The sequence below is a fragment of the Ruegeria sp. E1 genome, assembly GCF_056534225.1.
In genome coordinates this window covers 164718-191324 of sequence record NZ_JBQFPE010000006.1, presented here as the reverse complement: position 1 = coordinate 191324, position 26607 = coordinate 164718, and the positions used below count along the sequence as shown (strand labels likewise).

The 26607-nt window shown below is 59.8% G+C and carries 31 protein-coding genes and 1 riboswitch; of the genes, 9 read left to right on the top strand and 22 right to left on the bottom strand.

Annotation, left to right across the window (positions count from 1 at the left end; genetic code table 11):
- Position 1: 1 nt before the first annotated feature.
- From ACR0FG_RS09640 to ACR0FG_RS09600, 9 genes are all read right to left on the bottom strand, one after another.
- Positions 2–625, bottom strand: a complete 624-nt coding sequence (locus tag ACR0FG_RS09640) for a class I SAM-dependent methyltransferase (protein ID WP_480892420.1) — start codon at positions 623–625, stop codon at positions 2–4.
- Positions 626–669: 44 nt separating this feature from the next.
- Positions 670–1917 carry a tryptophan synthase subunit beta gene (gene trpB / locus ACR0FG_RS09635; protein ID WP_480892418.1) on the bottom strand — a complete coding sequence of 416 codons (1248 nt, stop codon included), beginning with the start codon at positions 1915–1917 and terminating at the stop codon, positions 670–672.
- A 67-nt stretch (positions 1918–1984) separates the two neighbouring features.
- Positions 1985–2320, bottom strand: coding sequence for a hypothetical protein (locus ACR0FG_RS09630; protein ID WP_480892416.1), 336 nt, complete (start codon positions 2318–2320; stop codon positions 1985–1987).
- 47 nt (positions 2321–2367) lie between these two features.
- Positions 2368–3009: a phosphoribosylanthranilate isomerase gene (locus ACR0FG_RS09625; RefSeq protein ID WP_480892414.1), complete on the bottom strand. Its 642-nt coding sequence runs from the start codon at positions 3007–3009 to the stop codon at positions 2368–2370.
- A gap of 9 nt (positions 3010–3018) precedes the next feature.
- A complete protein-coding gene (locus tag ACR0FG_RS09620; protein WP_480892610.1) occupies positions 3019–3369 on the bottom strand; it encodes a LapA family protein in 351 nt (116 codons plus the stop codon).
- A gap of 7 nt (positions 3370–3376) precedes the next feature.
- A complete protein-coding gene (gene ihfB, locus ACR0FG_RS09615) occupies positions 3377–3661 on the bottom strand; it encodes an integration host factor subunit beta (RefSeq protein ID WP_050603110.1) in 285 nt (94 codons plus the stop codon).
- 271 nt (positions 3662–3932) lie between these two features.
- Entirely contained in the window at positions 3933–5609 is a 1677-nt protein-coding gene (rpsA, locus tag ACR0FG_RS09610) for a 30S ribosomal protein S1 (protein WP_170713093.1), read from the bottom strand.
- A 251-nt stretch (positions 5610–5860) separates the two neighbouring features.
- Positions 5861–6142 carry a DUF6525 family protein gene (locus ACR0FG_RS09605; protein WP_480892411.1) on the bottom strand — a complete coding sequence of 94 codons (282 nt, stop codon included), beginning with the start codon at positions 6140–6142 and terminating at the stop codon, positions 5861–5863.
- Between the two features lie 153 nt (positions 6143–6295).
- Positions 6296–6832 carry a hypothetical protein gene (locus tag ACR0FG_RS09600; protein ID WP_170713095.1) on the bottom strand — a complete coding sequence of 179 codons (537 nt, stop codon included), beginning with the start codon at positions 6830–6832 and terminating at the stop codon, positions 6296–6298.
- Between the two features lie 218 nt (positions 6833–7050).
- Here ACR0FG_RS09600 and ACR0FG_RS09595 point away from each other — a divergent pair, with 218 nt between their 5' ends.
- Positions 7051–7530, top strand: coding sequence for a YHS domain-containing (seleno)protein (locus ACR0FG_RS09595; RefSeq protein WP_170713097.1), 480 nt, complete (start codon positions 7051–7053; stop codon positions 7528–7530).
- Positions 7531–7560: 30 nt separating this feature from the next.
- On the opposite strand, the gene cmk is transcribed toward ACR0FG_RS09595, so the two are convergent.
- The 10 genes from cmk to miaB all read right to left on the bottom strand — a co-directional run bounded on the left by cmk (position 7561) and on the right by miaB (position 18095).
- The gene (cmk, locus tag ACR0FG_RS09590) at positions 7561–8178 is read right to left on the bottom strand and encodes a (d)CMP kinase (protein WP_170713099.1); all 618 of its coding nucleotides are present in this window, start codon (positions 8176–8178) and stop codon (positions 7561–7563) included.
- 5 nt (positions 8179–8183) lie between these two features.
- Complete coding sequence (gene aroA / locus ACR0FG_RS09585; protein ID WP_480892408.1) at positions 8184–9542, bottom strand: 3-phosphoshikimate 1-carboxyvinyltransferase; 1359 nt, start codon at positions 9540–9542, stop codon at positions 8184–8186.
- 68 nt (positions 9543–9610) lie between these two features.
- Positions 9611–10321 (bottom strand): tRNA (guanine(46)-N(7))-methyltransferase TrmB, encoded by a 711-nt coding sequence (gene trmB / locus ACR0FG_RS09580; protein WP_480892407.1) that lies wholly within the window; start codon positions 10319–10321, stop codon positions 9611–9613.
- Positions 10322–10422: 101 nt separating this feature from the next.
- Positions 10423–11604, bottom strand: coding sequence for a methionine adenosyltransferase (gene metK, locus ACR0FG_RS09575; RefSeq protein WP_170713104.1), 1182 nt, complete (start codon positions 11602–11604; stop codon positions 10423–10425).
- A 5-nt stretch (positions 11605–11609) separates the two neighbouring features.
- A riboswitch (SAM-SAH riboswitch) is annotated at positions 11610–11658 on the bottom strand.
- Positions 11659–11689: 31 nt separating this feature from the next.
- Entirely contained in the window at positions 11690–13204 is a 1515-nt protein-coding gene (gene lnt / locus ACR0FG_RS09570; RefSeq protein ID WP_480892404.1) for an apolipoprotein N-acyltransferase, read from the bottom strand.
- The gene (locus tag ACR0FG_RS09565; RefSeq protein ID WP_480892402.1) at positions 13201–14085 is read right to left on the bottom strand and encodes a hemolysin family protein; all 885 of its coding nucleotides are present in this window, start codon (positions 14083–14085) and stop codon (positions 13201–13203) included. Before ACR0FG_RS09565 ends, lnt begins: the two co-directional genes overlap by 4 nt.
- 36 nt (positions 14086–14121) lie before the next feature.
- Complete coding sequence (gene ybeY, locus ACR0FG_RS09560) at positions 14122–14616, bottom strand: rRNA maturation RNase YbeY (RefSeq protein ID WP_480892400.1); 495 nt, start codon at positions 14614–14616, stop codon at positions 14122–14124.
- A gap of 42 nt (positions 14617–14658) precedes the next feature.
- Entirely contained in the window at positions 14659–15684 is a 1026-nt protein-coding gene (locus tag ACR0FG_RS09555; protein ID WP_170713112.1) for a PhoH family protein, read from the bottom strand.
- 162 nt (positions 15685–15846) lie between these two features.
- Positions 15847–16608, bottom strand: coding sequence for an outer membrane protein (locus ACR0FG_RS09550; RefSeq protein ID WP_480892397.1), 762 nt, complete (start codon positions 16606–16608; stop codon positions 15847–15849).
- A gap of 167 nt (positions 16609–16775) precedes the next feature.
- Positions 16776–18095 carry a tRNA (N6-isopentenyl adenosine(37)-C2)-methylthiotransferase MiaB gene (gene miaB, locus ACR0FG_RS09545; protein ID WP_480892395.1) on the bottom strand — a complete coding sequence of 440 codons (1320 nt, stop codon included), beginning with the start codon at positions 18093–18095 and terminating at the stop codon, positions 16776–16778.
- Between the two features lie 121 nt (positions 18096–18216).
- Here miaB and ACR0FG_RS09540 point away from each other — a divergent pair, with 121 nt between their 5' ends.
- Positions 18217–19080, top strand: coding sequence for a glycosyltransferase family protein (locus tag ACR0FG_RS09540; protein ID WP_480892393.1), 864 nt, complete (start codon positions 18217–18219; stop codon positions 19078–19080).
- A 67-nt stretch (positions 19081–19147) separates the two neighbouring features.
- On the opposite strand, the gene ACR0FG_RS09535 is transcribed toward ACR0FG_RS09540, so the two are convergent.
- Together ACR0FG_RS09535 and irrA are read right to left on the bottom strand one after the other, a co-directional pair.
- Complete coding sequence (locus ACR0FG_RS09535; RefSeq protein WP_480892390.1) at positions 19148–19945, bottom strand: phytanoyl-CoA dioxygenase family protein; 798 nt, start codon at positions 19943–19945, stop codon at positions 19148–19150.
- Between the two features lie 136 nt (positions 19946–20081).
- A complete protein-coding gene (gene irrA / locus ACR0FG_RS09530; protein WP_170713369.1) occupies positions 20082–20501 on the bottom strand; it encodes an iron response transcriptional regulator IrrA in 420 nt (139 codons plus the stop codon).
- 191 nt (positions 20502–20692) lie between these two features.
- Between irrA and fabA the strand changes: the two genes are divergently transcribed.
- Genes fabA through ACR0FG_RS09510 form a run of 4 tightly spaced genes read left to right on the top strand, consistent with a single transcriptional unit; the run spans position 20693 to position 23530 of the window.
- Positions 20693–21202, top strand: a complete 510-nt coding sequence (gene fabA / locus ACR0FG_RS09525) for a bifunctional 3-hydroxydecanoyl-ACP dehydratase/trans-2-decenoyl-ACP isomerase (RefSeq protein WP_170713122.1) — start codon at positions 20693–20695, stop codon at positions 21200–21202.
- A 47-nt stretch (positions 21203–21249) separates the two neighbouring features.
- A complete protein-coding gene (fabB, locus tag ACR0FG_RS09520) occupies positions 21250–22479 on the top strand; it encodes a beta-ketoacyl-ACP synthase I (RefSeq protein ID WP_170713124.1) in 1230 nt (409 codons plus the stop codon).
- Positions 22480–22484: 5 nt separating this feature from the next.
- Positions 22485–23276 carry an enoyl-ACP reductase FabI gene (locus ACR0FG_RS09515; RefSeq protein WP_170713126.1) on the top strand — a complete coding sequence of 264 codons (792 nt, stop codon included), beginning with the start codon at positions 22485–22487 and terminating at the stop codon, positions 23274–23276.
- A 59-nt stretch (positions 23277–23335) separates the two neighbouring features.
- A complete protein-coding gene (locus ACR0FG_RS09510) occupies positions 23336–23530 on the top strand; it encodes a hypothetical protein (RefSeq protein ID WP_480892387.1) in 195 nt (64 codons plus the stop codon).
- Between the two features lie 5 nt (positions 23531–23535).
- Here the strand turns inward: ACR0FG_RS09510 and ACR0FG_RS09505 are convergent, their stop codons facing one another.
- Positions 23536–23964, bottom strand: coding sequence for an FKBP-type peptidyl-prolyl cis-trans isomerase (locus tag ACR0FG_RS09505; protein WP_480892385.1), 429 nt, complete (start codon positions 23962–23964; stop codon positions 23536–23538).
- Between the two features lie 126 nt (positions 23965–24090).
- On the opposite strand from ACR0FG_RS09505, the gene ACR0FG_RS09500 reads away from it, so the two are divergent.
- From ACR0FG_RS09500 to ACR0FG_RS09490, 3 genes are read left to right on the top strand one after another with little or no spacing between them, the layout of a single operon-like run.
- On the top strand, positions 24091–24777 hold the full coding sequence (locus ACR0FG_RS09500; RefSeq protein ID WP_480892382.1) for a haloacid dehalogenase type II: 687 nt from the start codon (positions 24091–24093) through the stop codon (positions 24775–24777).
- Positions 24777–25604, top strand: a complete 828-nt coding sequence (locus tag ACR0FG_RS09495; RefSeq protein WP_480892381.1) for an alpha/beta fold hydrolase — start codon at positions 24777–24779, stop codon at positions 25602–25604. Before ACR0FG_RS09500 ends, ACR0FG_RS09495 begins: the two co-directional genes overlap by 1 nt.
- Positions 25601–26575 (top strand): threonine ammonia-lyase, encoded by a 975-nt coding sequence (locus ACR0FG_RS09490; RefSeq protein ID WP_480892379.1) that lies wholly within the window; start codon positions 25601–25603, stop codon positions 26573–26575. The genes ACR0FG_RS09495 and ACR0FG_RS09490 overlap by 4 nt, the downstream gene beginning before the upstream one ends.
- Positions 26576–26607 lie beyond the last annotated feature (32 nt).

Here is a 26607-nt window from a genome sequence, read left to right as displayed (position 1 = left end):
ACTAAACCGCAACCGCGCGATACCCTCGGGACGTGCGCGACGGCGGGCCGGTTGGAAAGCTATGCTGCGATTGCAATTCCCATCCCGTTTCCCCCAGCATCCCGGCCACCATTTCCGGGCGAAAGGTGCGATGTCGCCATTGAAACCAGATGATGGCGTTGCACCAATGTGGCTTGCTGACCACCAGCCAAAGCGTCGCGCCGGGTTCGGCCAGTGAACGCATTTGACGCAGCGCTGAAACCGGGTCCGGACAATGTTCCAGAACATGTGCGGCAAGCACGCAGTCGAATGGGCGCGACGGCGTAAAGTCCTCCAACCGCGTCTGAGCAAGCTCGACGGTAGAACCCCGTTTGGTCAGAGCACTTTGGGCCTGTCGGAGCATCTTCTCTGACGGCTCCAACAGCGTCACGCGCCCTTCGGGCCGTATCACTGCACGGGCTTCAGCGAATGCGCCGGTGCCACAACCGACATCCAGAGCGTTTTCGCCCAACTCGGCCTGCGGGTCAGCGGACAGAAATCCCAGATAGGCGTCGAAATACCCAAGCAACCGCATCTTATCGGCCCAGCCGGGTGCAGCGGCATCGTATTTCTGGTCAAGCTCGGCGGTGGCAGAGGGGTTGCGCATGACACGCAACCTGACACGATTCTGGCAAACCGCCTAGCCCGGGATCAATCTGCCGAACGACCCTCGGTATCCGACATGTCAAAGTTCAGATAGCGCGCCACGGTCTGAACATCCTTATCCCCCCGCCCGCACATATTCATACAGATCAAGTGATCTTTGGGCAGATCCGGCGCGATCTTCATCACATGGGCCAGCGCGTGGCAGGGTTCCAACGCGGGGATGATCCCTTCGGTCGCGCAGCACAACTGGAACGCTTCCAGCGCTTCTTTATCGGTGATCGAGACATATTGTGCGCGGCCCACATCGTTCAGCCACGAATGCTCGGGCCCGATGCCAGGGTAATCCAGACCGGCCGAGATCGAATACCCTTCCAGAATTTGCCCGTCATCATCCTGTAGCAGATAGGTACGGTTGCCGTGCAGCACACCCGGACGACCTCCGGTCAATGAGGCGCAATGCTCCATCTTCTCGTTCACGCCTTTTCCGCCCGCTTCGACGCCGATAATATTCACATCCTTGTCGTCGAGGAACGGGTAGAACAGGCCCATCGCATTAGATCCGCCACCGATGGCGGCAATGATCGTATCAGGCAGGCGACCCTCGGCCTTATGCATCTGTTCCTTGGCTTCCTTGCCGATGATCGACTGGAAGTCACGCACCATCGCCGGATAGGGGTGCGGACCAGCGACGGTGCCGATGCAGTAGAAGGTGTCACGCACATTGGTCACCCAATCGCGCAACGCGTCGTTCATCGCGTCTTTCAGCGTGCCTCTGCCGCTTGTCACCGGGATCACTTCGGCCCCCAGCAGACGCATACGGAACACGTTCGGGGCCTGACGCTGCACGTCATGGGCACCCATGTAGACGATGCATTTCAAACCGAACTTGGCGCAGACAGTGGCTGTTGCCACACCGTGCTGCCCTGCCCCGGTTTCGGCGATGATCCGGGTCTTGCCCATGCGCCGCGCCAGAATGATCTGGCCCAGCACATTGTTAATCTTATGCGCGCCGGTATGGTTCAGCTCATCGCGCTTGAGGTAAATCTTGGCACCGCCCAGATGCTCGGTCAGGCGTTCCGCGTAATACAGCGGCGAAGGGCGGCCCACGTAATTGGCCCACAGATCGTCCATCTCGGCCCAGAATGTGGGATCATCCTTGGCTTTGTCATATTCCTCTTCCAGCGACAGGATCAGAGGCATCAGTGTCTCACTGACAAACCGCCCGCCGAAAATGCCAAAACGCCCCTGTTCATCAGGGCCGGACATGAAGGAATTGAAAAGATCGTTGGCCATGGAAGTCTCCCGCGTCGTACCCGTTGTTCATAGGAGGTGGCGCGGAGATTTGCCATCGCAAAACGCATTACCGCTCGGGTTGATAGCGTTGCCGCCAAATCGCCAAAGCCTGCTCCCGGGTTGGAACCGCAATACATGGGAAATGATGAAAGGCGTGCGTTGCCGACAATCTTTCAGACACCTGCAAGACACGACGATGCGGGCCAGATTGGGAAAAGGTCAGCATCGCCTCGATGTCCTGCCAGACGCTGAACGAGAAATAGAAGCCATCGTGCGGAAATACAGTCGCGTGCAGACACAGCGGATCGCCTTGCGCCTGTTTCAACGCCTTGCGTGCGCGCCAGAAAAACTCAGGCGCGTTGTACCAGTGCTTCAGGGAAACTCCGCCAATGGCTGCCAACATGTGCCGCATTCCTCCTATCGGAGGTACGCGCCTAGTAGACAACCAGATCAATTGGCCGCGGCAATAAAGTCCCGGATCTTTTGTGCGTCCTTGACGCCCGGCGCGCTTTCGACGCCCGAGGCGACATCGACCTGGCGGGCTCCGGTCATGCGAATAGCCTCGGCCACATTGGCTGGGTTAAGCCCTCCGGCCAGCATCCAAGGCTTGCGCCAATACTTGCGACCGGCCAGCAAGCGCCAGTCAAAGGCAAGGCCATTCCCGCCCGGCAAAACAGCATTCTTAGGCGCCTTGGCATCGATCAGCAGTTGGTCTGCGACCTCGCTGTAGACATCAATCGCGGCCAGATCTTCGGCATCTGCAACGCCAATGACCTTCATCACCGGCAAGCCATAGCGGGCTTTGACCTCCTGAACCCGCTCGACCGTTTCAGAGCCGTGCAATTGCAGCATGTCAAACGGAGCGGCCCGCGTGATGTCGTCGAGCGTCTCGTCCGAAGCATTTACAACCAACGCCACTTTGGCCACGCCCACCGGCACGTCAGCCATCAATTCGGCAGCCTGTTCGGGCGAGACATAGCGCGGCGACTTCGGGAAAAAGTTGAACCCTAGATAACGCGCGCCTGCATCAACAGCAGCACGCACCTGTTCAGGCGCGGTCAGGCCGCAGATTTTGACAGAAACATCGGGCATTGGATGCGCTCAGCTTGCTTCGTCCAACAGGGCCAGAACTTCATCCTTGTCGGCATTCTGCTTTTTCTTGAGCTTTTTGACCTCGCGCTCAAGCTTGCGCACTTCACCCTGTTTCACGGACGCATCCTTGCGGTGTTTGTGTTCGCGCAGCCATTCCCAAATGAAGCCGATCACCAAACCTGCGGCGACACCGCCAAGCACCACGATGAACAGGGGCAAGGATGTACTCAGGTTAAAGCCCAAAAGCTCGGCCAGAGCATCCGGCATCAGTTTCAGTTCAACCATCTCGCGGTTGGCCAGCGAGATAGACACAAGAACGATCCCCAGGATCGCAAGAAAAGCATAGCGAATATAGCGCATCATGGGATCACGCTTTACCGTTCAAGCGATCCCTTAGCAACTTGCCGGTCTTGAAAAAGGGAACACATTTTTCCTCGACCTGCACGGTTTCGCCGGTGCGAGGATTGCGACCGACCCGGGCGTCTCGCTTTTTCACCGAAAACGCGCCGAACCCACGCAGTTCCACACGGTCGCCGCGCGCCATAGCATCGGTAACCTCTTCAAAAACGGTATTCACAATCCGTTCGACGTCGCGCTGATAAAGATGCGGATTTTCGTCGGCGATTTTCTGAATCAGTTCTGAACGGATCATGCGTGTTACCCTCCCAGGCGACCGGTTTATCAAGCCTATTGTTCTGGACAGTATAAGAAAAAACCCGGTTCGGGGGAACGTAAACTCTGGGCGTTCAGGGTTCTAATTGTGGCAATCTCACGCAATTTTTTACCCATTAGCCCGGTTTTCACACGTATTGAGCGAACGCGGCGTCAATTATGTCGGAAAATCGGAACATATTGATTCGCAACAAAAACGGCCCCGCGCATCAACGCGGGGCCGTAAATTCGGCTTTGGCTGCGGCCCGGACTTAGTCGCCGGATTTCAGCGCTGCACCCAGGATATCGCCCAGCGATGCGCCCGAGTCGGAAGAACCGTACTGTTCCACGGCCTCTTTCTCTTCGGCGATCTCGCGTGCCTTGATCGACAGGCCAAGACGGCGGGTCTTGCTGTCAACGTTGGTGACGCGGACGTCGACCTTGTCACCGACCGAGAAACGCTCGGGGCGCTGTTCAGCGCGGTCACGCGACAGGTCCGAACGACGGATGAACGACTTCATGCCTTCGTACTCGACCTCGATGCCGCCATCTTCGATTGCGGTCACTTCAACGGTCACGATCGAGCCGCGCTTCACGCCGCCCACGGCTTCAGCGAACTTGTCACCGCCCAGGGCTTTGATCGACAGCGAGATACGCTCTTTCTCGACGTCAACTTCCGAGACAACGGCCGAAACCATGTCGCCTTTGCGGTAGTTCTGGATCGCATCTTCACCACGCTCGTCCCAGGACAGGTCGGACAGGTGAACCATGCCGTCGATGTCGCCTTCCAGGCCAATGAACAGACCGAATTCGGTGATGTTCTTGACTTCGCCTTCGACCTCGGTGCCCTCGGGGTGCGTTTCTGCAAACACTTCCCATGGGTTGCGCTGAGTCTGCTTCAGGCCCAGAGACACGCGACGCTTGGCGCCGTCGATTTCCAGAACCATGACGTCGACTTCCTGGCTGGTCGAAACGATCTTGCCGGGGTGGACGTTTTTCTTGGTCCAGGACATCTCGGACACGTGCACCAGACCTTCGACACCGGCTTCCAGCTCGACGAACGCGCCGTAGTCGGTGATGTTGGTGACGCGACCCTGATGGACCGAGCCCAGCGGGTATTTGGCAGCAACCAGATCCCACGGATCTTCCTGCAGCTGCTTCATGCCCAGGCTGATGCGGTGGGTTTCTTTGTTGATCTTGATGACCTGAACCTTGATGGTTTCGCCGATCGTCAGGATCTCGGACGGGTGGTTCACACGACGCCATGCCATGTCGGTGACGTGCAGCAGGCCGTCAACGCCGCCCAGGTCAACAAATGCGCCGTATTCGGTGATGTTCTTGACAACACCCTCGACGGTCTGACCTTCGGACAGGTTGCCGATGACTTCGGCACGCTGTTCGGCACGCGATTCTTCCAGGATTGCGCGGCGCGACACAACGATGTTGCCACGGCGGCGGTCCATTTTCAGAATCTGGAACGGCTGCTTCAGACCCATCAGCGGGCCAGCGTCGCGTACGGGGCGTACGTCAACCTGCGAGCCGGGCAGGAACGCAACTGCGCCACCCAGATCGACGGTGAAGCCACCTTTGACGCGACCAAAGATTGCACCTTCGACGCGCTGGTCGTCGGCATATGCTTTTTCCAGACGGTCCCATGCCTCTTCACGGCGGGCCATCTCGCGCGAGATGACGGCTTCGCCACGGGCGTTTTCTGCGGCGCGCAGGTAAACTTCAACCTCGTCACCGACAGCGATTTCAGGGGCTTCGCCGGGATTTGCGAATTCTTTCAGATCAACGCGGCCTTCCATTTTGTAGCCTACGTCGATGATGGCTTGACCGGCTTCAACCGCCAGAACCTTGCCTTTGACAACAGAACCCTCTTCGGGCGTGTCCATTTCGAAGCTTTCATTCAGGAGGGCTTCGAATTCCTCCATGGATGCGTTAGCCATGTGGCGTTCATTTCCTTTACAAAACGTTTTTGCTGGCCGAGCGGTTGTCTCCGCCGGTCTTGTTTCATGATGTCCTCAGGCGTGATCCGGAACGTCCCCGAGCAAACAAACACAAAGGGCCGAGGTAACCCGGCCCTGCTCAGAAACGTCATCCGGACGTTGACCGCCCTTGTTCAGACAGCGCGCGTATAGGCGGTATTCCTACCATGCGCAAGCAAAAAGCCATATCTGCAAGGAGATCGGCGGTTCCGCTACTGGTCCTGACTGGCATTTCCGCCCCAGATCTTTGCATCCAGCACCAGCATCGCGCTTTCGATGGCATTCAGCCGCGAGATCGCAGCCCCAGGGCTGTGCGCGCCATTGGCACTGCGCCAGATTTTCAACGCCGATTCCGGGCTCCACGGCAGGCAGGCCGAGGCAAGCCATCCGCGCAATTCCTTGGGCAGCGTATCATAGACCTGCATCCGTGATCCCCGACGCCGCCGGGTTTTCATCGACGTGCCCAGATTACGGCCCGACCGGCGGCTACGCATTGGGCCTCCGAAAGTCCATCGACGCATCCGCGTGCACAACAAGCGTGTCAAAACAAAGTGTCATCGATGCCTCTTAATATATATGTTATTTCATAACATAAACATTGAGCAACACAAGCCCCCCTGCAACCGACATGCGACGCTGGTACTGGGCTAGATTTCTTCGCCTTTTTTCAGAAGCTCTTCGATCAGTGCGCGTTGCAGATCATTGCTGTCGCCGCCGCCAAACAGCGCCACGCCGCTGGAATACAGCGTGCCATAGGTCTGCGCGATGTTCACCGTCTGAGCCAGGCCCGAGATCATCTGATCCTTTTCAAGCGCCGACAACGGATGAATGAACGCCGCCCAAAGCGTTCCGTTGGCAATCGCATATCGCGCGTCCAGAGTGCTGTCGAAATTGGCCTGCATCATCCGCTGCATATCCTGCTGCGACAGGTCCGCAGCACTGCGGATCGGAACCATCGCCCGCATCCTGTCCGTACTGGTGTCGGTGATCACCAAAACCGTAAAGCCCGCGACGGTCAGCTGAAACCCCGGCCCTTGCGGCTGTGTCTCGGGATCAAGCGCAAACAGGATTTTGCCCAGACGTTCATAAGTCATCGGCGGTTCGGTCTGCGGAACCGGACCCTCGACCTCCTGAGCGGCCAGACTTCCGGCGATCAATATCAGAAACAGAATTACACGGATCATTGGGCCACTCCTGCAGATATAATCCAAGCATAAGAGGCCAAGCCGAGGCTGACCAAACAAAGCTATGTGAACACGCCGAATTTGACGTTCATCACTTTGCACGATCTGCAATGTTTTGCGGTTTATCTGAGATTAAACGTTCCACACACCTCTCCTAACTTCATTGCACGGGTCGGAGATCACTCTGACCAGGCACCTCAACTGAAAGGGACTTACCCATGAAAAACCTCGTTCTGACGGCGCTTGTCGCCACCCTGCCCCTGATCGCAGCCCCCGCCTTTGCTGCCGATGAAATCAACGTCTCGAAAGGCATCTCGGCGGCGGGTGCGCCCTTGGCCGCGCATGGCGTCGATCTGGTTGCGCTGGTCAACAGCGGCAATCCCGTTGACGGCTTCGCCAATCACTCGGCCACCTATGACGGGGCATCCTACTACTTCACCAGCGCAGAAAACCGCGAAGCGTTCGAGGCCAATCCGGCAGCCTACCTGCCGCAGCACGGCGGCTACTGCTCGTTCGGGGTATCCGTCGGCAAGAAATTCGATGGCGACCCGGATCAGTATCTTCTGGCCGATGGCAAGCTGTATCTGTTCCTGAACGCAGAAACCCGCGCGGCATTCCTGAAAGACGTCACCGGCACCGCAAAAACCGCTGACGATCAGTGGGCGAACATCAAAAGCATCGCGGTCGGCGAATTGTAAGCCGCTGTTCAACCCTTGCCCGTGGCGTTGCTACGCCGCGGGTTTTGCCTGTGCGATGACCGCGATGGCCTGCGCCAGTGCCTCGTCGATACTCAACTCTGATGTGTCCAGCAGAACGGCGTCTTGGGCTGGCTTCATGGGAGCAGTGCTGCGCTCGGCGTCGCGTGCATCGCGTTCGCGTACATCCGCCAGAACCTGATCACGGGTCACGCCCGCGCCCTTGCCGCTCAGTTCCAGATAGCGCCGCTCCGCCCGCACCTCGGCGCTTGCGGTGACAAACAGCTTTACCTCGGCATCGGGGCAGATCACCGTCCCGATATCGCGCCCGTCCAGTACCGCCCCTCCGGCGCGACGGGCAAAGGCTCGCTGAAAATCGACCAATGCCGCGCGCACCTCGGGGATGACCGCAACTTTCGATGCTGCCTGTGCAATCTCAGCCGTCCGCAGATCGCCCTGTTCCAGCTCATCCGCCGTCAGCGCCTGCGCCGCCTCGATCGGGTCCAAGCCATCCAAAGTGCGCCGCCCAACCGCGCGGTACAGCAACCCTGTGTCCAGATGGGCAAAGCCGAAATGCGCTGCGACACCCTTGGAAATGGTCCCCTTGCCCGCGGCAGCCGGACCATCGATGGCGACTGTGAAACGCTGCATCTTGGTCAAACCGGTCGGTTGTTGCGTAAGAGCCTGGCACCCAATCTGGCCATCAAAGGCTCAAAAATCGGGAACGAGGTCGCGATGGGGCCGCCGTCATCCACTGTCACCGGCTTTTGCGCACCCATGCCCATAACCATGAACGACATGGCAATGCGGTGGTCCAGAAAGCTTTCGCAGGTGCCTCCGCCGGGGACAGCGCCGATGCCCAGCCCCTCAACCGACCACCAGTCGTCGCCCTCATCCACGGTCACGCCATTGGCCCGCAGCCCGCGCGCCATCGCATCAATACGGTCGCTTTCCTTCACGCGCAGCTCTTTCACGCCGGTCATCAGCGTTTTGCCGGTGGCATTGGCGGCGACAACCGAAAGTACGGGATATTCATCGATCATCGAGGCTGCACGTTCCGGCGGCACGTTGATGCCCTTCATATCGGGCGAATACCGCGCCCGCAGATCAGCAACCGGCTCGCCACCTTCTTCGCGTTCGTTTTCATAGGTCAGATCGGCCCCCATCTCGCGCAGCGTGGTAAACAGCCCCGCCCGGGTCGGGTTCAGGCCGATGCCGGGCACCAGCACATCCGATCCGGGCGTGATCAGCGCCGCACAGACGGGAAAGGCCGCGCTGGACGGATCACGCGGCACGGCTATGACCTGCGGTTTCAACTCGGGTCGTCCCGTCAGGGTGATCACGTTGCCTTCATCGGTTTGCTCAACCGTGATCTCGGCCCCGAACCCAGCCAGCATTCGTTCGGAATGATCGCGGGTTGCCTCTTTCTCGATCACCACGGTTTTGCCCGGTGCGTTCAAACCGGCCAGCAACACGGCCGATTTCACCTGCGCTGACGGCACCGGCACTTCGTAGCGGACAGGAACAGGATCAGCGGCCCCAACAATGGTCATCGGCAACCGCCCACCGCTGCGCCCGACCGACTGCGTCCCGAACAGAGCCAGCGGATCAGTGACCCGCGCCATGGGGCGCTTGTTCAGGCTTGCGTCCCCAGTAAAGGTCGCAGTGATCGGAGAGGTCGCCATCGCGCCCATGATCAGCCGCACGCCAGTGCCCGAGTTGCCACAATCGATCACCTGATCAGGTTCGGCAAAGCCACCAACGCCAACGCCATAGACCGTCCATTCACCGCCGCCGTGATCTGTCACCTCGGCCCCAAAGGCGCGCATAGCCTTGGCGGTGTCCAGAACGTCTTCGCCTTCCAGCAGACCCGAGATTTTGGTTTCCCCCACGGCCATCGCGCCAAGGATCAGCGACCGGTGCGAGATCGACTTGTCACCAGGCACCTCTGCCGTGCCGGTCAGCGGGCCGCAAGGATGCGAGGTCATCGGGATGGGCGTGCCGTGTCCGGACATGGGGGCTCCTGTTTTCGCTATCAGTTCAAGGCGGATTAGCGAATTGGGGCCGGTTGGTCCAGCGACAATCAGCCTGTGCGGCGGAAGGTCAGGTAATGCGGCGTACGGCCTTCGCGTAGGGCCTTCTGTTCGTAGCGGGTCGAAATCCAGTCACCCCACGGCTCGCGCCAATCGCCGGGACGTTCGGCCAGCCATTCAAATCCGGCGCGCGGCACTTCTTCGAGCGTCTGACGCACATAGTCCGGAATGTCGGTGGCAACACGAAAGATCGCGCCCGGTTTCAGCACACGCGCCAGTGGTTCCAGATGCTCGGGCGTTACAAACCGGCGGCGATGATGCCGCGTTTTGGGCCATGGATCGGGATAGAGCAGAAAGGCCCGCGAGATGCTGGCCTCGGGCAGCACATCGAACAGGTCCCGCGCATCACCCGGATGCACCGCCAGATTGTCGACCCCGGCCTTACGGATCTTGCCCAGCAACATGGCGACACCGTTTAGATAAGGTTCAGCCCCGATGATGCCGATATCGGGATTGCTTTCGGCCTGATGCACCAAGTGCTCACCCCCGCCAAAGCCGACCTCAAGCCAGATATCCTTGCCGCCGAACAGCGCCTGCAGGTCCAGCGGATCGCGGTTGGGGTTCGAGTCCCAATCGACCGCACCGGGAGACAAAGCATCAAGGTCTTCGTTCAGATAGGTCTTTTGGCTGGGCTTCAGGGTCTTGCCCTTGAAGCGGCCATAGAAGTTTCTGCGCGGGCGTTGTGGGGTCTGGGTGCTCATGCCGGTGGCCATACTGTGACGTTGGGCGTGTGGCAAGGGGCTGGAGTGGGGGCCAGCCCCCACGCCCCCGGAGTATTTTCAAAAAGATGAAGCAGCGGCCTCTATGCGGCGCGTTTTAGGGCCTCGATCAGGTCGGTGCGTTCCCAACTGAACCCGCCATCGGCGTCCGGCTCACGGCCAAAGTGGCCATAGGCGGCGGTGCGCTGATAGATCGGTTTGTTCAGTTGCAGGTGTTCACGAATACCGCGCGGGGTCAGGTCCATGACCTGGCCGACGGCCTGCTCGATGGCCGCGTCGGCGATCTGGCCAGTGCCGTGCGTGTCGGCATAGATCGACAGCGGTCGGGACACGCCAATCGCATAGCTCAGCTGGATGGTGCAGCGTTCGGCCATGCCTGAGGCGACCACGTTCTTGGCCAGATAGCGCGCGGCATAGGCTGCCGAACGGTCCACCTTGGTCGGGTCTTTGCCCGAGAAGGCGCCGCCCCCATGCGGCGCGGCACCGCCATAGGTGTCGACAATGATCTTGCGACCGGTCAGGCCCGCATCGCCATCCGGGCCGCCGATGACGAACTTGCCGGTCGGGTTGACGTGCCACTCGGTCTCGGCAGTCAACCAGCCCTGTGGCAGGGTTTCGGTGATGTAGGGTTCGACGATGGCGCGAATGTCGTCTGACGTCAGAGACTCATCCAGATGCTGGGTCGACAGCACGATGGAACTGACACCGACCGGCTTGCCATCACGATAGACAACCGACAGCTGCGACTTGGCATCCGGGCCCAGCGCAGGTTCGGTGCCATTCTTGCGCACCTCGGCAAGGCGACGCAGGATCGCGTGCGAGTACTGGATCGGGGCTGGCATCAGCGCAGGCGTTTCCGTCGTCGCATAGCCGAACATGATGCCCTGATCGCCCGCACCTTCGTCCTTGTCACCGGACGCATCCACACCCTGAGCGATATGCGCGGATTGCTCGTGCAGCAGGTTCGTCACCTCGACAGTTTCGTGGTGGAACTTGTCCTGCTCGTAGCCGATGTCCTTGATACAGGCCCGCGCGATTTCATCGATGCGACCCATATAGTCGTGCAGCTTTTCCTGATCCGACAGGCCAACCTCGCCGCCGATGACAACCCGGTCGGTTGTGGCAAAGGTTTCGCAGGCTACGCGGGCCTCGGGCTCTTCACGCAGAAAAGCGTCAAGGACGGCATCGGAAATCCGGTCGCAAACCTTATCCGGGTGTCCTTCGGAGACGGATTCCGAAGTGAAAATGTAGTTCTGTCGGGACATGAATGTGCTCCATTAAGATTTTCCCTTCACGCCAGGAAGCCGTTGTGAGGGGTTTGGGCGGGCATACGCCCGCTGGCACACAGGGTCAATCCGTATTTGCACCTGCGATTCGAACGTTGCGCCAAAGCAGCGCCATCAGCGCCAGCAAAACCACCAGAACCGCGCGATCCCCTAACCGCGCGTAAAGCGTCGATGGCTGTGGGTCCGGCAACGCCGCATCGATGTAACCGGCCTGCCCAAGGGCCAGCGACTGTGTGATCTGCCCCAGCGGGTCGATCATCGCTGTCACGCCGGTATTGGCCGATCGCATCATCGGCAAGCCCTGTTCTATCGCTCGCATCCGCGCCTGCGCCAGATGCTGAAACGGCCCCGACCGGGTGCCGAACCACGCGTCGTTGGTGATCTGCAACAAAAAATCCGCCCGCCCCGGAGCGGACAGCACATCCTGAGTAAAAACCGCCTCGTAGCAGATCAGCGGCAGGGCCTTGCCCAGTGCACCGGTATCCAACAAGGCGGCCCCAGGGCCGCTGCTGAATCCTTGCCCTGAGGTTGCAGCCATTCCGTAAATGCCGAACCGCGCCATCAGATCACCAAAGGGCACGTATTCTCCGAACGGGGCCAGATGGTGCTTGTCATATAGCCCGGTTTGTGTCCCCTCGTGATCCAGATAGATCATCGAGTTGTAGATGCGCGGGCCATCGCCGCGCTGGATGCCCAAAACCACCGGACTGCCCTGCGCCGCATCCGTCACCGCCTGCAGGTAAGGCTGTGCGCTGCCAAGCCAGGCAGGGATCGCTGTTTCGGGCCAGACGATCAGGTCGGGCCGGGGTTTAGCCGCGGTAAACTCGATCTGGCGGGCAAAGAACATAGGGGCATAAAGCGGATCCCATTTCTGATGTTGCGGGGCGTTGGGCTGAATCAGGCGAACAGTATGTTCCGACAGCGAAACCGGTGGGCGCATGGCGGCGTACCCGGTCGCCAAAGCGGCAAACCCTGCGGTCAAAACCAAAGGCCCGACAAATCCACGCGCGCCCGTTGCGCTGACCAGCGCAGCCCCCAAAGGCAGCGTCGCCAGCAAAGTCAGCACCGCCAGACCGTATGGTCCGATCAGCGACAATAGCTGCGCAACCGGCGTGTCCACCCAGACCTGCGCGATACCGGCCCAGGGAAATCCAGTCAGCACATAACCCCGCGCCAGTTCAACCAGCGACACCGCTATGGCCAGCAACAACGCCTGCTGCCCGGGCCGACCGCCGATGCGCCGCGCCGACCAGAAGGCAAGCGCCCAGAACAAGGCCAACCCGCCTGCCATGAACACAAGCGCAAACGGGGCCATCCACCCGTGACGCTGAACATCGACCAGAAAGGGCTCGATAATCCAGCTCAGCGCGTTTGCGAAATACCCCGTCGCAAAAGCCCAGCCCAGCCAAGCCGCACGGCGGGGTGTTTCACAGGCCAGATACAAGGGCATGATCAGCACAAGGCCAATCAGGGTTGCCCACCAGAATCCATAAGGGGCCAACCCCAGGGCGGCACCCGCCCCCAGCAAACCCGCCACGACCAGCCTGAGCCAAAGGGGCCAGCCCGGGGCAGGGTTCATCGCGCGTTGTCCGGCAACATCACCCGCAGCCGCTTGATCCGACGCGGGTCCGCATCGATCACTTCGAACTCGGCCCCTTCGGGATGGCAAACGACTTCGCCACGGGCCGGAACACGGCCCGACAACATGACGACAAGACCGCCCAGCGTATCGATCTCTTCTTCGTCGACATCCTCGTGGCTGGTCAGCGAGCGTCCAATCTCGGCCTCGAACTCTTCCAGCGGCGCACGTGCATGTACGACGTAGCAACCGTGCTTTTCCTGCACCCAAAGCTGATCTTCATCCACATCATGTTCGTCGGCAATCTCGCCCACGACCTGCTCGATCAGATCCTCGATGGTCAGCAGCCCGTCGACACCGCCATATTCGTCGATCACCAGCGCCATATGCCGCCGCTCGGTCTGCATTTTGGTCAGCAAAACACCAATCGGCATCGACGGAGGCACAAACAGCAACGTGCGCAGCATCGACTTCAGATCAAACTCGGTGGAGTTTCCGTTGAACCCGTGGGTCAGGGCAAAATCCTTGAGGTGCACAAACCCAAGCGGCGTGTCCAACGTGCCGTCATAAACCGGGATGCGCGACAATCCGCTGTCGCGAAAGACCTGCGCCAGCTCATCCTTGGGCGTTGTCACCGGCACCGAGATGATCTCGACCGTTGGAATAGCCACATCCTCGACGCGCTTGCGTCGCAGGTTGATCATGCCGCGGGATAGCGGGGGGATGACCTGAGCACCGTTTTCCGGTTCACCCTCGTCACCTTGAGAAGAAAATGCATCTATCAAACGGGTAAAAAGCCCGCTCTTTTCTTCGCTCTGTTCGTCGCCATTCTCTGGTTGCGCGCTGTGCGCCGCCCTAGAACTGCCGTCTGTATCGCCCATTATCCTGTTCCAAATGATCGGGCCCGAAGCCCCATGTCATATCGTATATGGGTCATCTATACCCAGTTTGCCAAGTATCTCGACCTCGACAGCTTCCATCAAAGTGGCGTCAGGGTCACGAATGTGATCATATCCCAGCAAATGCAATGTTCCGTGAACGATCAGATGCGTGACATGATCGTCAAAGGCCTTGCCCGCCGTGGCCGCCTCGCGCGCGCAGGTGTCATATGAGATTGCAATGTCGCCCAAAGCAATCTCGCCGGTAAAATCCGCCTCCGGCGGGACCGGTACTTGTCCGGGGGCATCGGCTGATAAATCTTCTGCAGGCCAGCTCAGCACATTTGTCGGCGTCGGCTTTTGCCGAAACTCGGCATTCAGCTCTGCGATCCGCGAATCGTCACAGCCCAGAACGCTGACCTCACAATCATCTGACGCCACGCCACAATGGTCCAGAACCGCTACAATCGCACCACGCGCGAGCGGTTCAAGCGCCTGCCAGCGGTCGTCTTCAATCGATATGTCCAGGTTCATGCCAACGGTTCCGGGCTGCAAATTCGCTCGGGACCGATCAGGTCAACCTGTCTCGCGTCCCGAATCTGCCTCATACGCCTCGATAATGGCGGCGACAAGCGGGTGGCGCACAACATCCTTGGACGTGAAGTAGTTGAAGCTGATATTCGGGATCGTCTTCAGCAACCGTTCAGCATCGGCCAGACCCGACTGCACCCCGCGCGGCAGATCAACCTGCGACCGGTCGCCGGTGATAACCATCCGGCTGCCCTCACCCAAGCGGGTCAGAAACATCTTCATCTGCATGGTCGTCGCATTTTGCGCCTCATCCAGCACGACAAAGGCATTCGCCAGCGTCCGGCCCCGCATAAACGCCAGCGGAGCAATCTCGATCCGCTTTTCCTCGATCAGCTTGGCCAGTTGCTTGCCCGGCAGAAAATCGTTCAGCGCGTCATACAGGGGCTGCATATAAGGATCGACCTTGTCCTTCATGTCCCCCGGCAGATAGCCCAGCTTTTCACCCGCCTCGACCGCGGGACGGCTGAGAATGATCCGGTCTACATGCCCGCCGATGAACATCGAAACCCCTACCGCGACGGCAAGATAGGTCTTACCCGTCCCGGCAGGACCGATTCCAAACGCCAGTTCATTGTTGAACAGCGATTGCACATAGGCCTTTTGCGCATCCGTGCGCGGTTCGACCAGCTTTTTGCGGGTCTTGATCTCGACTGTTCCGCCGCGGAACATCTCAAGCTGATCGCCGTCGCGCGTGCCGGTCCCGGCCTCGGAATTGCCCATGCGCAGCTCGCGATCGACATCGGCGGCTTCAACGTCGCGCCCGCCCTCAAGACGGGTATACAGCGCCTGCAAGACCTCAATCGCTTGCTTCTGGGCATCTTCCTCGCCCATGACGGCCAGTTGATTCCCCCGCCGCACGATCTGAACAGTCAGTTTCTGCTCGATATCGGCAAGATTGCGGTCATATTCGCCGCATAGATCAATCAATAACCGGTTGTCGGGAAATTCAACAAAAGCCTCACGTTGGGGCATGTCGTCATCTGGCGGTGGGGTCAGTGCACCGATGGCCAATACGTTCTCCTGTCTCGGCGTTTCACCTTGAGCGTAGACAACATCTCTGGCCGGACGCAAGCGGCACTTTGGAATTTTGATCCGGGAATGATAATTCGGCCAACCAAATCCGGGGACATGTCTGCGCCACCGTCAGCATCCGTCGCGAAATCACCGCGCAGTTCAGAACGTATAGTTCAAACCGACCCGAAACCCCTGAAATTTCGGAGTGGATTTCGTCGAAAAGCCCTGGCCGAAATCAACCGTTTTCGAATCGAACTGAAAATACTCGAACTCTCCGGTGATCGACCAGTTCTCGTTAAAGCGATGCTCTGCGCCAAGGCTGGCTGAAAACCCGTTGCGCTTGTCCGAGTCCTCAAACGCCATCACCGAATCCTCGCTGCTTAGCGAGGTGGTGGTTCGAATGTCACCCTGCACATACCCGATGGTCACGAAATACAGCATGTTACGGCTGCGGTTAGTGATCCCGTTGCGAAACCGGATCGACAGAACATCCGAAATCTCGGATCCCGCCTCTACAGTGGTTGTTCCCACAAGCGTCGATGCCGTATCATCCAGCGTTCCGAAATCATACAGCAGTTCAATGCCATACACATAGTCGCGCCCGCCAAAGGTCGGCACCGTGCCGCGCCAGCCGCCGCGAATGCCGCCATAGCTGCCGCTGGGCTCAAGATCACCGATATTCAGCCTGCCCCCGGGGACGGTCAGCCCGAACCGGTCATCCCCACCGGACCCATAGCCCGCGCTGAGGCCCAGATAAAACGCGCTGATGTCATGAGAAACGATATCCGGAGAGATAACGTCGGGTTCCGTCACATCCCCGATCACGTCCCCCGCCATTGTCGGTGCAGCACACAATGCAGACAGCAGAAACGCCGATGCAAACCTTATACACTCCGAACGTTGAAAACGCGCTCTACTCACCACTCGTACCCTCCAGTGCGTTCTTGTTGCGACCAGCGACCCTGCAACCCAGGCCACTGAGCACGCGCACCCCTGTCAAAAAACTGGGATATGTCCGAGCATAGTTCCCGCCCCTAAATCAAGGGTTAATTTCTAGTGAAACCCTCAGTCCCGAGAACTAGCGACCTTCAGATCAGTTCGCCCGCCAGCGAATTCGCGCCCGAAGCCTTGATCCGGACGTCGCGCAGCTCACCCACAGCCAGCTCTGCCCCGTCCACGTGAACCGCGTGAAGATACTCGGATTTTCCAACCATCTGCCCGGGCTGCCGCCCCGGCTTTTCAAACAATACACGCACGGAGCGACCCACCATCGATTCCTGAATCTCGCGCTGGTGGCGCGTGATCACAGCCTGCAGTCGCTGCAGGCGGTCATCCGCCTGTTCCGCATCGACCTGTGGCCGTTCTGCCGCAGGTGTGCCCGGGCGCGTCGAATACTTGAACGAATAGGCATAGCCATACCTGACCTCTTCCACGAGGTCCAAAGTGGCCTGAAAATCCTCATCCGTTTCTTCCGGGAAGCCCACGATAAAGTCACCCGACATCAGGATATCGGGCCTCGCTTCGCGAATCCGTTCGATCAGCCGCAGATAGCTTTCCGCCGTGTGGCTGCGGTTCATACGCTTCAAAATCCGATCCGAGCCTGACTGAACCGGCAGATGCAGATAGGGCATCAGCTTGTCACAAGTGCCATGCGCTTCGATCAGATCCTCGCTCATGTCGTTGGGGTGCGAGGTGGTGAAACGAATGCGCTCCAGCCCGTCGACCTTGTTCAATTCCCAGATCAGCGCCGCCAGCGTCATGTCCCCGTCTCGCCCGGCCCCGTGATAGGCGTTGACGTTCTGCCCCAGCAGCGTGATCTCGCGCACGCCGCGCTCGACCAGATCCTGCGCCTCGCGGATGATACGATCGGCCGGGCGGCTGACCTCGGCACCACGGGTATAGGGCACCACGCAGAAGGCACAGAACTTGTCACACCCCTCCTGAACCGTCAGAAACGCCGTCGGGCCGCGCTTGGCTTTGGGCCGGTTCTTGAGCTTCTCGAACTTGTCCTCTTCGGGGAAATCGGTATCCAGCGCCTTTTCACCCTCGCGAGTCTTCGCCTCCATCTCGGGCAGACGGTGATAGCTTTGCGGCCCCACCACCAGATCGACCAGAGGCTGGCGGCGCATGATCTCTTCGCCCTCGGCCTGCGCCACACACCCCGCCACGCCGATCTTCAGATCCGGTTTTTCCGCCTTCAGCCCCTTGAACCGCCCCAACTCGGAATAGACCTTCTCGGCTGCCTTTTCCCGAATGTGGCAGGTGTTCAGCAGGATCATATCCGCGTCATCTGGTGACTTGGTCTCGACATACCCCTGCCCGCCCAGCGCTTCGGACATGCGTTCACTGTCATAGACGTTCATCTGACAGCCATAGGTCTTGATAAACAGCTTTTTCGGTTCAGACATGGGACGGGCCTTTGCAGTCGCGGGATCGGCGTCGTCTATACCCAACGAACGCCGCTTGCAATGGCGGCGCATTTACCCGAGTTTGGCGAAAACTTCCAGCAATGCGGAACCAAACCGGGCCATGCAGTACGACTCTCTGGACCAATTTCTGAAAACCGGACGGGCGGCGCTATCGAAAGGTCCGGTGGCATTGATTTTCGCCGAAGACGATGTGGAACTGGACAGCACCCTGCGCCACCATCTGGGGCTTGGCTTCAAATCCTTGATCCTCTTTGCGCCAGCCGAGTTCACTGTCGACGACGCGCTGGCCAATAGGGTCCACCGCGTCCCCCTGACTTGCGCCCCCCGAGATGTCGTCTTCGACGTCATCAACCGCGTCATTCAGGCCGCGCCGGGTATCTGGATGTACTACGGCTACAACGCCGAATACCTGTTCTATCCCTTCTGTGAAACGCGCAGCATCGGGGAACTGCTGGCCTTTCACACCGAAGAACGCCGCAATGCGATGATGACCTATGTGGTCGACCTCTATGCCGACGACCTGACCGCCCATCCGAACGGGGTCGCGCCCGACAGCGCCATGCTGGACAGCACCGGATATTACGCCCATGCTCGCCATGACGCCTCGGGCAAAGCGCTGGATCGTCAACTGGACATGTCCGGTGGCCTGCGCTGGCGGTTCGAGGATCACATCCCCTACGCCCGCCGCCGCATCGACCGGATCGCGCTGTTCAAGACCCAGTCGGGCCTGAAACTCCTGCCGGACCACACGTTCAATATATCCGAATACAACACCTACGCCTGCCCGTGGCACCACAACCTGACCGCAGCGATTTGCTCATTCCGCGCCGCCAAAGCGCTGAAAACCAACGCCGGATCAACCTTCGACATCCCCAGTTTCTGCTGGACCCATTCGACCCCGTTCCAATGGACCTCACAACAACTGCTCGACCTCGGCCTGATAGAACCGGGCCAGTGGTTCTGATCCGTTCTTCATCTGTCTAAAAATGTCCCGGGGGAGTCGCCGAAGGCGGCGGGGGCAGAGCCCCCAATCAACGCTGCAACAAAACCGGAAACCAGTCCTCGCGCAGGCGCTGACCCGGAACCATATCATGCCCCGGAAAGGGTGGTGATGTCCGCCCCGGCCGCTCGACATAGCGCGCATCATCGCCGACCAGTCGCAAAGAAAACGCCCGGCGGCGGCTGTCCGACTGATTTCCGCGCGCGCCGTGCAGCGTCCGATAGTTGAACGCAACCGCATCGCCGGGCTCCATCTCGAATTCAACCACCCGCATACCCTCAGTATCCGGATCGGGCACAGGCATATACTGGCCCTCATCCGCAAAGAACCCTTCCTCGGACACCCAACGGGTCGGCAGAACCTCTTTCTCCCACCTGTGCGATCCCGCAACACACCGCAGCGTCGCGTGTTTCACCGGATCGAGCGGCGACCAGAAACTGACGGTCTGTTGCCCTTCAACAAAATAATACGGCCCATCCTGATGCCACGGCGTTGCCATCGACGTGCCGGGTTCTTTGACCAGCACATGATCATGAAACATCTGAACTGATTGAGACTGCATCAGATCCGCAGCCACCTCAGCCGCCGGGGAGTTTTGAATCACCGTCTGAAACTGCGGGATACGCGACCAGTTGCAATAATCGTCAAAGAACCGCCCCGTTTCACCCGCCTTTTTGTTTTCCGAGGCATAAGGCCCCGGCTCCGCCATGTTCGCGGCGACCCCTTCGCGCAACTCATCGACGTGATCGGCAAACAGACCTTTGACCAGCACAACGCCATCCGCCTGATAGGCATCGATCATTTCCCGGGTGACAAGAGGGTGTGGCATTTCGGTCTCCGTGAATCGCTCCGACCGATCTGCGCATAGTTCGGGGGCGTATTCAATCACCGTGACACCACGCGCGAATCACATCAGCCTCGCCATCCAACGATGCCAAGCCGCACAGGTCAGCTAAATCGGAACTTCAGGGCTTCTTCCGCAGGCGGATCACCACATCCACCGATGCAATCTCGACCCCCTCAGGGGCTTCGGGCAGGCGCTGAATCACCAGCTGATCCGACGGCGCATCGCTCAGGCGGCCTTCGTCTTCCCAGAAGAAATGCGGGTGATCATGGGTGTTGGTGTCAAAATAGCTTTTCGAGCCATCGACAGTGATTTCCTGCAACACACCTGCATCGCAGAACGCGCGCAGAGTGTTGTAGACCGTCGCCAGAGACACGGCATCACCATTGCTTTTGGCCGAGTCAAACAGGCTTTCCGCCGTCACATGGCGGTGGCGGCCATCGCCCACAAGCAGTTCTGCCAATGCCACCCGCTGACGCGTCGGTCGCAGCCCGGCATCAACCAGCCAGTTCGTCGCTATGTTCCGGCTCTGAGGTGTCATATGTCCGATACCCATTTTCGCTGATCCTATATATAAGTGCTCTCAATAGGCAATTTCAAATGAAATTCATTCGCAAAGAATGTCGTAAGCACAACATGATGTGGCGCGCTGCTCTTGCAGGACCTTGCATACGGGTGATAGACGAGGCCAGATATAGCGAACGAACAGACCCTGGCACGAGAGGCGGCAGAATGTCCCAATTCCCGAGCAGCTTTGACAAAGACGATCTGCTGAAATGCGCGCGCGGCGAATTATTCGGCCCCGGCAACGCGCAATTGCCCGCCCCGCCGATGCTGATGATGGACCGGATCACCGAGGTTTCGGGTGACGGCGGCGCCCATGGCAAAGGCCATGTAGTGGCCGAATTCGACATCACCCCCGACCTTTGGTTCTTTGACTGCCACTTTCCCGGCAACCCGATCATGCCCGGCTGCCTTGGCCTGGACGGGCTGTGGCAACTGACCGGGTTCAACCTGGGCTGGCGCGGCTGGCAAGGGCGCGGCTACGCGTTGGGCGTGGGCGAGGTCAAGCTGACCGGCATGGTCCGCCCGGATCGCAAGATGCTGACCTATTACGTTGATTTCACCAAGGCCGTGCAGACCCGCCGCCTGACCATGGGTGTCGCCGACGGGCGCGTCGAAGCCGATGGCGAAGTGATCTATCAGGTCAAAGACATGAAGGTTGCATTGTCCGAAAGCTGACCCCAGTTCTCGGACAAACAGCAAAAACGGAACACAGGAGTACGCTTATGCGTCGCGTCGTCGTCACCGGTCTGGGGGTTGTGTCCTCCATCGGGAACAATGCCGAAGAGGTCTTGGCCTCGCTCAAAGCAGGCAAATCCGGGATCGAGGCCAACGAGCAGATGGTCGAACATGGCTTTCGCAGCCAGATCGCCGGAACGCTCAAGATCGACGTGGCCGAGCATGTGGACAAGCGCACACTGCGGTTCATGGGCCCCGGTGCAGCCTATGCCCATATCGCGATGAGCCAGGCGATTGCCGATTCCGGTCTGACCGAGGATCAGGTGGTGAACCCGCGCACCGGTCTGGTCGCAGGTTCTGGTGGCCCGTCCACCAGCGCCATGCTGACCGCACATCAGACGGTTCTGAAAAACGGCGCGACCAAGCGGATCGGGCCCTTTGCGGTGCCGAAATGCATGTGTTCGACGATCTCGGCGAACCTTGCGACCGCGTTCAAGATCAAGGGCATCAACTATTCGATCACCTCGGCCTGCTCGACCTCGCTGCATTGCATCGGCAACGCGGCGGAACAGATCATGCTGGGCAAACAGGATGTGATGTTCGCAGGCGGCGGCGAGGAACTGGACTGGACGCTCTCGTGCCTGTTCGACGCGATGGGTGCGATGTCGTCGAAATATAACGACACACCTGACAAAGCCTCGCGCGCCTTCGACCAGAACCGCGACGGGTTCGTGATCTCGGGTGGTGGCGGCATCGTTGTGCTGGAAGACCTCGACCACGCTCTGGCTCGCGGCGCAAAGATTTACGCCGAGGTCACCGGCTACGCCGCCACCTCCGACGGCCATGACATGGTGGCCCCGTCCGGCGAAGGCGGCGAACGCGCGATGCGTCTGGCCTTGGCCACGGTCCCCGAAGGCCGCAAGGTGGGCTATATCAACGCGCACGGCACCTCGACCCCGGTCGGAGATGTGGGCGAGGTCGAAGCCGTCCGCCGCATCTTTGGCGAGGGCAACGTACCGCCAATCTCGTCCACGAAATCCATGACCGGCCATGCGCAAGGCGCGGCAGGTGCGCTCGAGGCGATCTTCTGCCTGCTGATGCTGGACAATGACTTTATAACTCCGTCGATCAATGTCGACACACTTGCCGAAGGCATCCTGCCCGGTGAAATTGCAACTCAAGTAGTTGAAAACGCAGGCTTGGACAGCGTGATGACCAACAGCTTCGGCTTTGGCGGCACCAACGGGTCCATGGTTCTGTCGAAGTATAACGGGTGAACACGATGTCGGAACTTCTCAAGGGAAAACGCGGCCTGATCATGGGCGTGGCCAATGACCGCTCGATCGCGTGGGGCATTGCCAAGGCCATGCACGAAGCAGGCGCGGAACTGGCCTTCACCTATCAGGGCGAAGCGTTCGGCAAACGGCTGGAACCACTGGCCCAGAGCCTGGGCAGCGATTTCATGGTCGATGCGGACGTCACAGACGACGAATCGCTGGATCGCGCCTTTGACGAACTTGGTGCCCGCTGGCCGACCATCGACTTTGTGGTCCATGCCATCGCCTATTCGGACAAATCCGAACTGACGGGGCGGTTTCTGAACACCACACGCGCGAATTTCAAACACTCGCTGGATGTCTCGGCCTATTCCTTCATCGAAGTTGCGCGCCGCGCCTATCCGCTGATGCAGGACAATGGCGGCACGCTGCTGACCCTGACCTATCAGGGTTCGAACAAGGTTGTGCCGAACTACAACGTCATGGGCGTGGCCAAGGCGGCGCTGGAATCGGCGACGCGCTATCTGGCCAACGATCTGGGTCCCGAAGGTATCCGCGTGAACGCAATCTCGCCCGGTCCGATGAAAACGCTGGCCGGGGCCGCCATCGGTGGCGCGCGCAAGACCTACAAGTTCTGCGACCAGAACGCGCCAATGCGCTCGAACGCAACGCTCGAGGCGGTAGGCGGCACCGCCGTCTATCTGGCCTCGGACGCAGGCATGTATACCTCGGGCGAGATCATTCGCGTCGATGGCGGCTATCACATTCTGGGAATGCCACAACCCGAAGCGATGTGACCATTTCTTTCCCTGCCGGGGTCAAGATTTGACCATCTTTTCCCGGCAGGGTTTGCAGCATGAGCAAAGTTGACCAAATCCTAGCCAGCAATGGCCGCTTCGACGCCTCTCAACGTAAATCCGGGCTGCGTGGCGGTCGTGCACGCGCGTTGCTCGTCACCCTGATCGCCCTACTGACCGCGTTCCTGTTTTTCACGCAGCCAGAGGTCGTATCAGCCTTTGAATCGCTGTTTCAGCGCGGCCCGTTTCACTAACTGTTTTAGTTGATCGACACGATCTCGATATCGAAGATCAGATCCTGTCCGGCCAGCGGATGATTTGCATCCAGCGTAACCGTCGCCTCATCGACCTCGACAACCGTGACCGGCAGCGCCTGACCGTCCGGCGTCTGCATCTGCAACTGCGTGCCGGGTTCCAGGGGGATGTCATCGGGGATCCCCTCGCGCGGGATTTGCTGCCGCGCGCCCGGGTTGATCGGCCCATAGGCTTCGGTACAGGGCACCTCGACCCGTTTCTTCTCACCAACCTCCATTCCCGGCAGCGCCGTATCCAGACCAGAAATGATCTGGCCCGAACCCACCGCAAACTCCAGCGGATCGCGGCCCTCGGAACTGTCAAAGACTTTGCCGTCCAGCAAAGTTCCGGTGTAGTGGATGCGAACCGTGTCGCCTTGTTTGATCGTGGTCATTGGGGGCCTCCGGCCTCAAGAAGGATGAACGGCCAACCCTAGGGTCTGACACGACATTGTAAACCCTGACCTCTTTAACCCCCGATCCGGTTGTGCCAACCTGCGCCCAAATCCGCGGAGGAACAGATGGCCATCACAACCTGTATCTTTGACGCTTATGGCACGCTATTCGATGTCGCCGCCGCCGCCCGTCAGGCTGCCGCTGAACCGGGGCGCGACGCCCTGCGGGATAAATGGCCCGAACTGGCAAATCACTGGCGTCTGAAACAGCTGCAATACACATGGCTGCGCGCCGTGGCCGACGCCCACTGCGATTTCTGGGACGTGACGCAAGATGGTCTGGATTGGGCGTTAGAGGCAGTCGGTCTGGATCGAGACGAAAATCTGCGCCAGCGCCTGCTGGACCTCTATTGGGAACTGCAAGCCTACGCGGAAGTGCCCGAAATGTTGGCCGCGCTCAAGGCAGGCGGGTTGCAGACGGCCATCTTGTCGAACGGGTCGCCGCCAATGCTTGACGGTGCCGTGCAATCAGCAGGCATTGGCGATGTGCTGGACGATGTGCTGTCGGTCGAAAGCGTTGGCGTCTTCAAACCCCATGCGCGCGTCTATGATCTAGTGCAAGCACGGTTCGGCTGCGCTCGTGACGAGGTTCTGTTCGTCAGCTCTAACGGATGGGACGCTGCCGGGGCCAGTGGCTATGGCTTTGTCACCGCATGGGTCAACCGCGCGGGTGAACCAATGGACAGGCTGCCATGGAAACCGGCGCACGTCCTGCCAGACCTGACCACGATCCCAGCCTTGGCAGGGCTTTGATGGCGTTTTTCACAACTTCCGACGGCCTGCGGATATTTTTTGAGGACACAGGGGCCGGCACGCCCCTGCTCTGCCTTGCCGGTCTGACCCGCAACAGCCTCGATTTTTCGTTCTTTGCCCCGCACGCCACTGATCTGCGCCTGATCACAATGGACTATCGCGGGCGCGGGCAATCGGACCATGACCCCGATTTCACCAACTACAACATCCTTCGCGAAGCGCAGGACGTGATCGAATTGCTGGATCACCTAGCGCTGGAAAAGGTGACACTTCTCGGCACCTCGCGCGGCGGTCTGGTCGCTATGGCGCTGGCAGCGGGCCATGGCAATCGTCTGGCAGGTGTCATCCTGAACGACGTCGGCCCGGTGATCGAGCCCGCCGGGATCGTCAAGATCATGGACTATGTCGGCAAGGCTCCAACCGCGACCACCTATGACGAGGCCGCCACCGCGCTGCAACATTTCATGGAGCCTCAATTCCCCGGCGTCCCGCTGGATATATGGCGACAACAGGCGGAATTTCAGTACGCCCAAACGCCCACCGGCCTGACCCTGCGCTATGATCCCGCCCTGCACGACGCGCTTCTGGCGCAGGCAGCATCGGGTGAAACCCCGGACCTGTGGCCCCTGTTCGACGCCCTGCGCGCCATTCCAACCGGCGTGATCCGGGGCCAGAACTCGGACCTCCTCAGCGCCGCCACGGTGCACGAGATGCACGACCACCACCCCGGCCTGATCTCGGCCGAGGTGCCAGACCGGGGCCATGTCCCCTTTCTGAACGAGCCACAATCGCTAACCGTCATCCGCAAAATACTGGACGCCGCATGAGCACATTGGAAATGATCGAAGCCGCTGCCGGACGGTTAAAGGGCCACGCCCGCGAAACCCCGATCCTGTCTTCGCCCTTTCTGGACGAAATCGCCGAGCGCCGGGTTCTGATCAAGCCCGAATGCCTGCAACACACTGGCAGCTTCAAGTTTCGCGGCGCGTGGTCTACCATTTCCGCTTTGGACACAGCGACCCGCCAACGCGGTGTGATCGCCTATTCCTCAGGCAATCACGCGCAGGGCGTGGCCTACGCGGCGGCGCAACACGGGATCGCCTCGGTCATCGTGATGCCTTCGGACGCGCCGCAGCTAAAGATCGACAACACCCGCGCTTTGGGGGCTGAGGTCGTGCTTTACGACCGCGCCAACGAAAGCCGCGAAGAGATTGGCGAGGCCTTAGCCGCCGAACGCGGCCTGACCCTGATCCGCCCCTATGACGAACCGCTGGTCATTGCCGGGCAAGGCACCGTCGGGCTCGAACTCGCCCGTCAGACGCAGGCCATGGGCATCACCGAAGCCGATGTGCTGATCTGCTGCGGTGGTGGTGGGCTGACCTCGGGCATTGCGCTGGCACTGGAAGGTCACGCCCCCGGCCTGCGCCCTCGCCCGTGCGAGCCCGAGGGGTTCGACGACGTCAAACGCTCACTACTGACAGGACATATCCAAAGCAACACTGCCACCTCGGGCAATATCTGCGACGCCATCCTGACACCGCAACCCGGAGATATCACCTTCCCGATTCTAAAACGGCTCTGCGGCCCCGGCCTGTCGGTCTCGGAACAAGAGGCGCTGCACGCCATGGCGCTGGCCTTTCTGCGCCTCAAGATCGTTCTGGAACCCGGCGGTGCGGTGTCGCTGGCCTCGGCCCTCTTCCGCAAGGATGAGATCGAGGGCGATACGGTGATCGTCGTCGCCTCGGGCGGCAACACCGACCCGCAGGTTTTCGCGCAGGCGTTGGAATTCCTTACCTGACACCCCCACAGGTCCGGTATAATAGAGGCATA

What these genes read in the sequence shown, in the direction of transcription:
- ACR0FG_RS09640 (WP_480892420.1), bottom strand. Translation starts at nt 625, where the DNA reads ATGCGCAACCCCTCTGCCACCGCCGAGCTTGACCAGAAATACGATGCC.
- trpB (WP_480892418.1), bottom strand. Translation starts at nt 1,917, where the DNA reads ATGGCCAACGATCTTTTCAATTCCTTCATGTCCGGCCCTGATGAACAG.
- ACR0FG_RS09630 (WP_480892416.1), bottom strand. Translation starts at nt 2,320, where the DNA reads ATGTTGGCAGCCATTGGCGGAGTTTCCCTGAAGCACTGGTACAACGCG.
- ACR0FG_RS09625 (WP_480892414.1), bottom strand. Translation starts at nt 3,009, where the DNA reads ATGCCCGATGTTTCTGTCAAAATCTGCGGCCTGACCGCGCCTGAACAG.
- ACR0FG_RS09620 (WP_480892610.1), bottom strand. Translation starts at nt 3,369, where the DNA reads ATGCGCTATATTCGCTATGCTTTTCTTGCGATCCTGGGGATCGTTCTT.
- ihfB (WP_050603110.1), bottom strand. Translation starts at nt 3,661, where the DNA reads ATGATCCGTTCAGAACTGATTCAGAAAATCGCCGACGAAAATCCGCAT.
- rpsA (WP_170713093.1), bottom strand. Translation starts at nt 5,609, where the DNA reads ATGGCTAACGCATCCATGGAGGAATTCGAAGCCCTCCTGAATGAAAGC.
- ACR0FG_RS09605 (WP_480892411.1), bottom strand. Translation starts at nt 6,142, where the DNA reads ATGCGTAGCCGCCGGTCGGGCCGTAATCTGGGCACGTCGATGAAAACC.
- ACR0FG_RS09600 (WP_170713095.1), bottom strand. Translation starts at nt 6,832, where the DNA reads ATGATCCGTGTAATTCTGTTTCTGATATTGATCGCCGGAAGTCTGGCC.
- ACR0FG_RS09595 (WP_170713097.1), top strand. Translation starts at nt 7,051, where the DNA reads ATGAAAAACCTCGTTCTGACGGCGCTTGTCGCCACCCTGCCCCTGATC.
- cmk (WP_170713099.1), bottom strand. Translation starts at nt 8,178, where the DNA reads ATGCAGCGTTTCACAGTCGCCATCGATGGTCCGGCTGCCGCGGGCAAG.
- aroA (WP_480892408.1), bottom strand. Translation starts at nt 9,542, where the DNA reads ATGTCCGGACACGGCACGCCCATCCCGATGACCTCGCATCCTTGCGGC.
- trmB (WP_480892407.1), bottom strand. Translation starts at nt 10,321, where the DNA reads ATGAGCACCCAGACCCCACAACGCCCGCGCAGAAACTTCTATGGCCGC.
- metK (WP_170713104.1), bottom strand. Translation starts at nt 11,604, where the DNA reads ATGTCCCGACAGAACTACATTTTCACTTCGGAATCCGTCTCCGAAGGA.
- lnt (WP_480892404.1), bottom strand. Translation starts at nt 13,204, where the DNA reads ATGAACCCTGCCCCGGGCTGGCCCCTTTGGCTCAGGCTGGTCGTGGCG.
- ACR0FG_RS09565 (WP_480892402.1), bottom strand. Translation starts at nt 14,085, where the DNA reads ATGGGCGATACAGACGGCAGTTCTAGGGCGGCGCACAGCGCGCAACCA.
- ybeY (WP_480892400.1), bottom strand. Translation starts at nt 14,616, where the DNA reads ATGAACCTGGACATATCGATTGAAGACGACCGCTGGCAGGCGCTTGAA.
- miaB (WP_480892395.1), bottom strand. Translation starts at nt 18,095, where the DNA reads ATGTCTGAACCGAAAAAGCTGTTTATCAAGACCTATGGCTGTCAGATG.
- ACR0FG_RS09540 (WP_480892393.1), top strand. Translation starts at nt 18,217, where the DNA reads ATGCAGTACGACTCTCTGGACCAATTTCTGAAAACCGGACGGGCGGCG.
- ACR0FG_RS09535 (WP_480892390.1), bottom strand. Translation starts at nt 19,945, where the DNA reads ATGCCACACCCTCTTGTCACCCGGGAAATGATCGATGCCTATCAGGCG.
- irrA (WP_170713369.1), bottom strand. Translation starts at nt 20,501, where the DNA reads ATGACACCTCAGAGCCGGAACATAGCGACGAACTGGCTGGTTGATGCC.
- fabA (WP_170713122.1), top strand. Translation starts at nt 20,693, where the DNA reads ATGTCCCAATTCCCGAGCAGCTTTGACAAAGACGATCTGCTGAAATGC.
- fabB (WP_170713124.1), top strand. Translation starts at nt 21,250, where the DNA reads ATGCGTCGCGTCGTCGTCACCGGTCTGGGGGTTGTGTCCTCCATCGGG.
- ACR0FG_RS09515 (WP_170713126.1), top strand. Translation starts at nt 22,485, where the DNA reads ATGTCGGAACTTCTCAAGGGAAAACGCGGCCTGATCATGGGCGTGGCC.
- ACR0FG_RS09510 (WP_480892387.1), top strand. Translation starts at nt 23,336, where the DNA reads ATGAGCAAAGTTGACCAAATCCTAGCCAGCAATGGCCGCTTCGACGCC.
- ACR0FG_RS09505 (WP_480892385.1), bottom strand. Translation starts at nt 23,964, where the DNA reads ATGACCACGATCAAACAAGGCGACACGGTTCGCATCCACTACACCGGA.
- ACR0FG_RS09500 (WP_480892382.1), top strand. Translation starts at nt 24,091, where the DNA reads ATGGCCATCACAACCTGTATCTTTGACGCTTATGGCACGCTATTCGAT.
- ACR0FG_RS09495 (WP_480892381.1), top strand. Translation starts at nt 24,777, where the DNA reads ATGGCGTTTTTCACAACTTCCGACGGCCTGCGGATATTTTTTGAGGAC.
- ACR0FG_RS09490 (WP_480892379.1), top strand. Translation starts at nt 25,601, where the DNA reads ATGAGCACATTGGAAATGATCGAAGCCGCTGCCGGACGGTTAAAGGGC.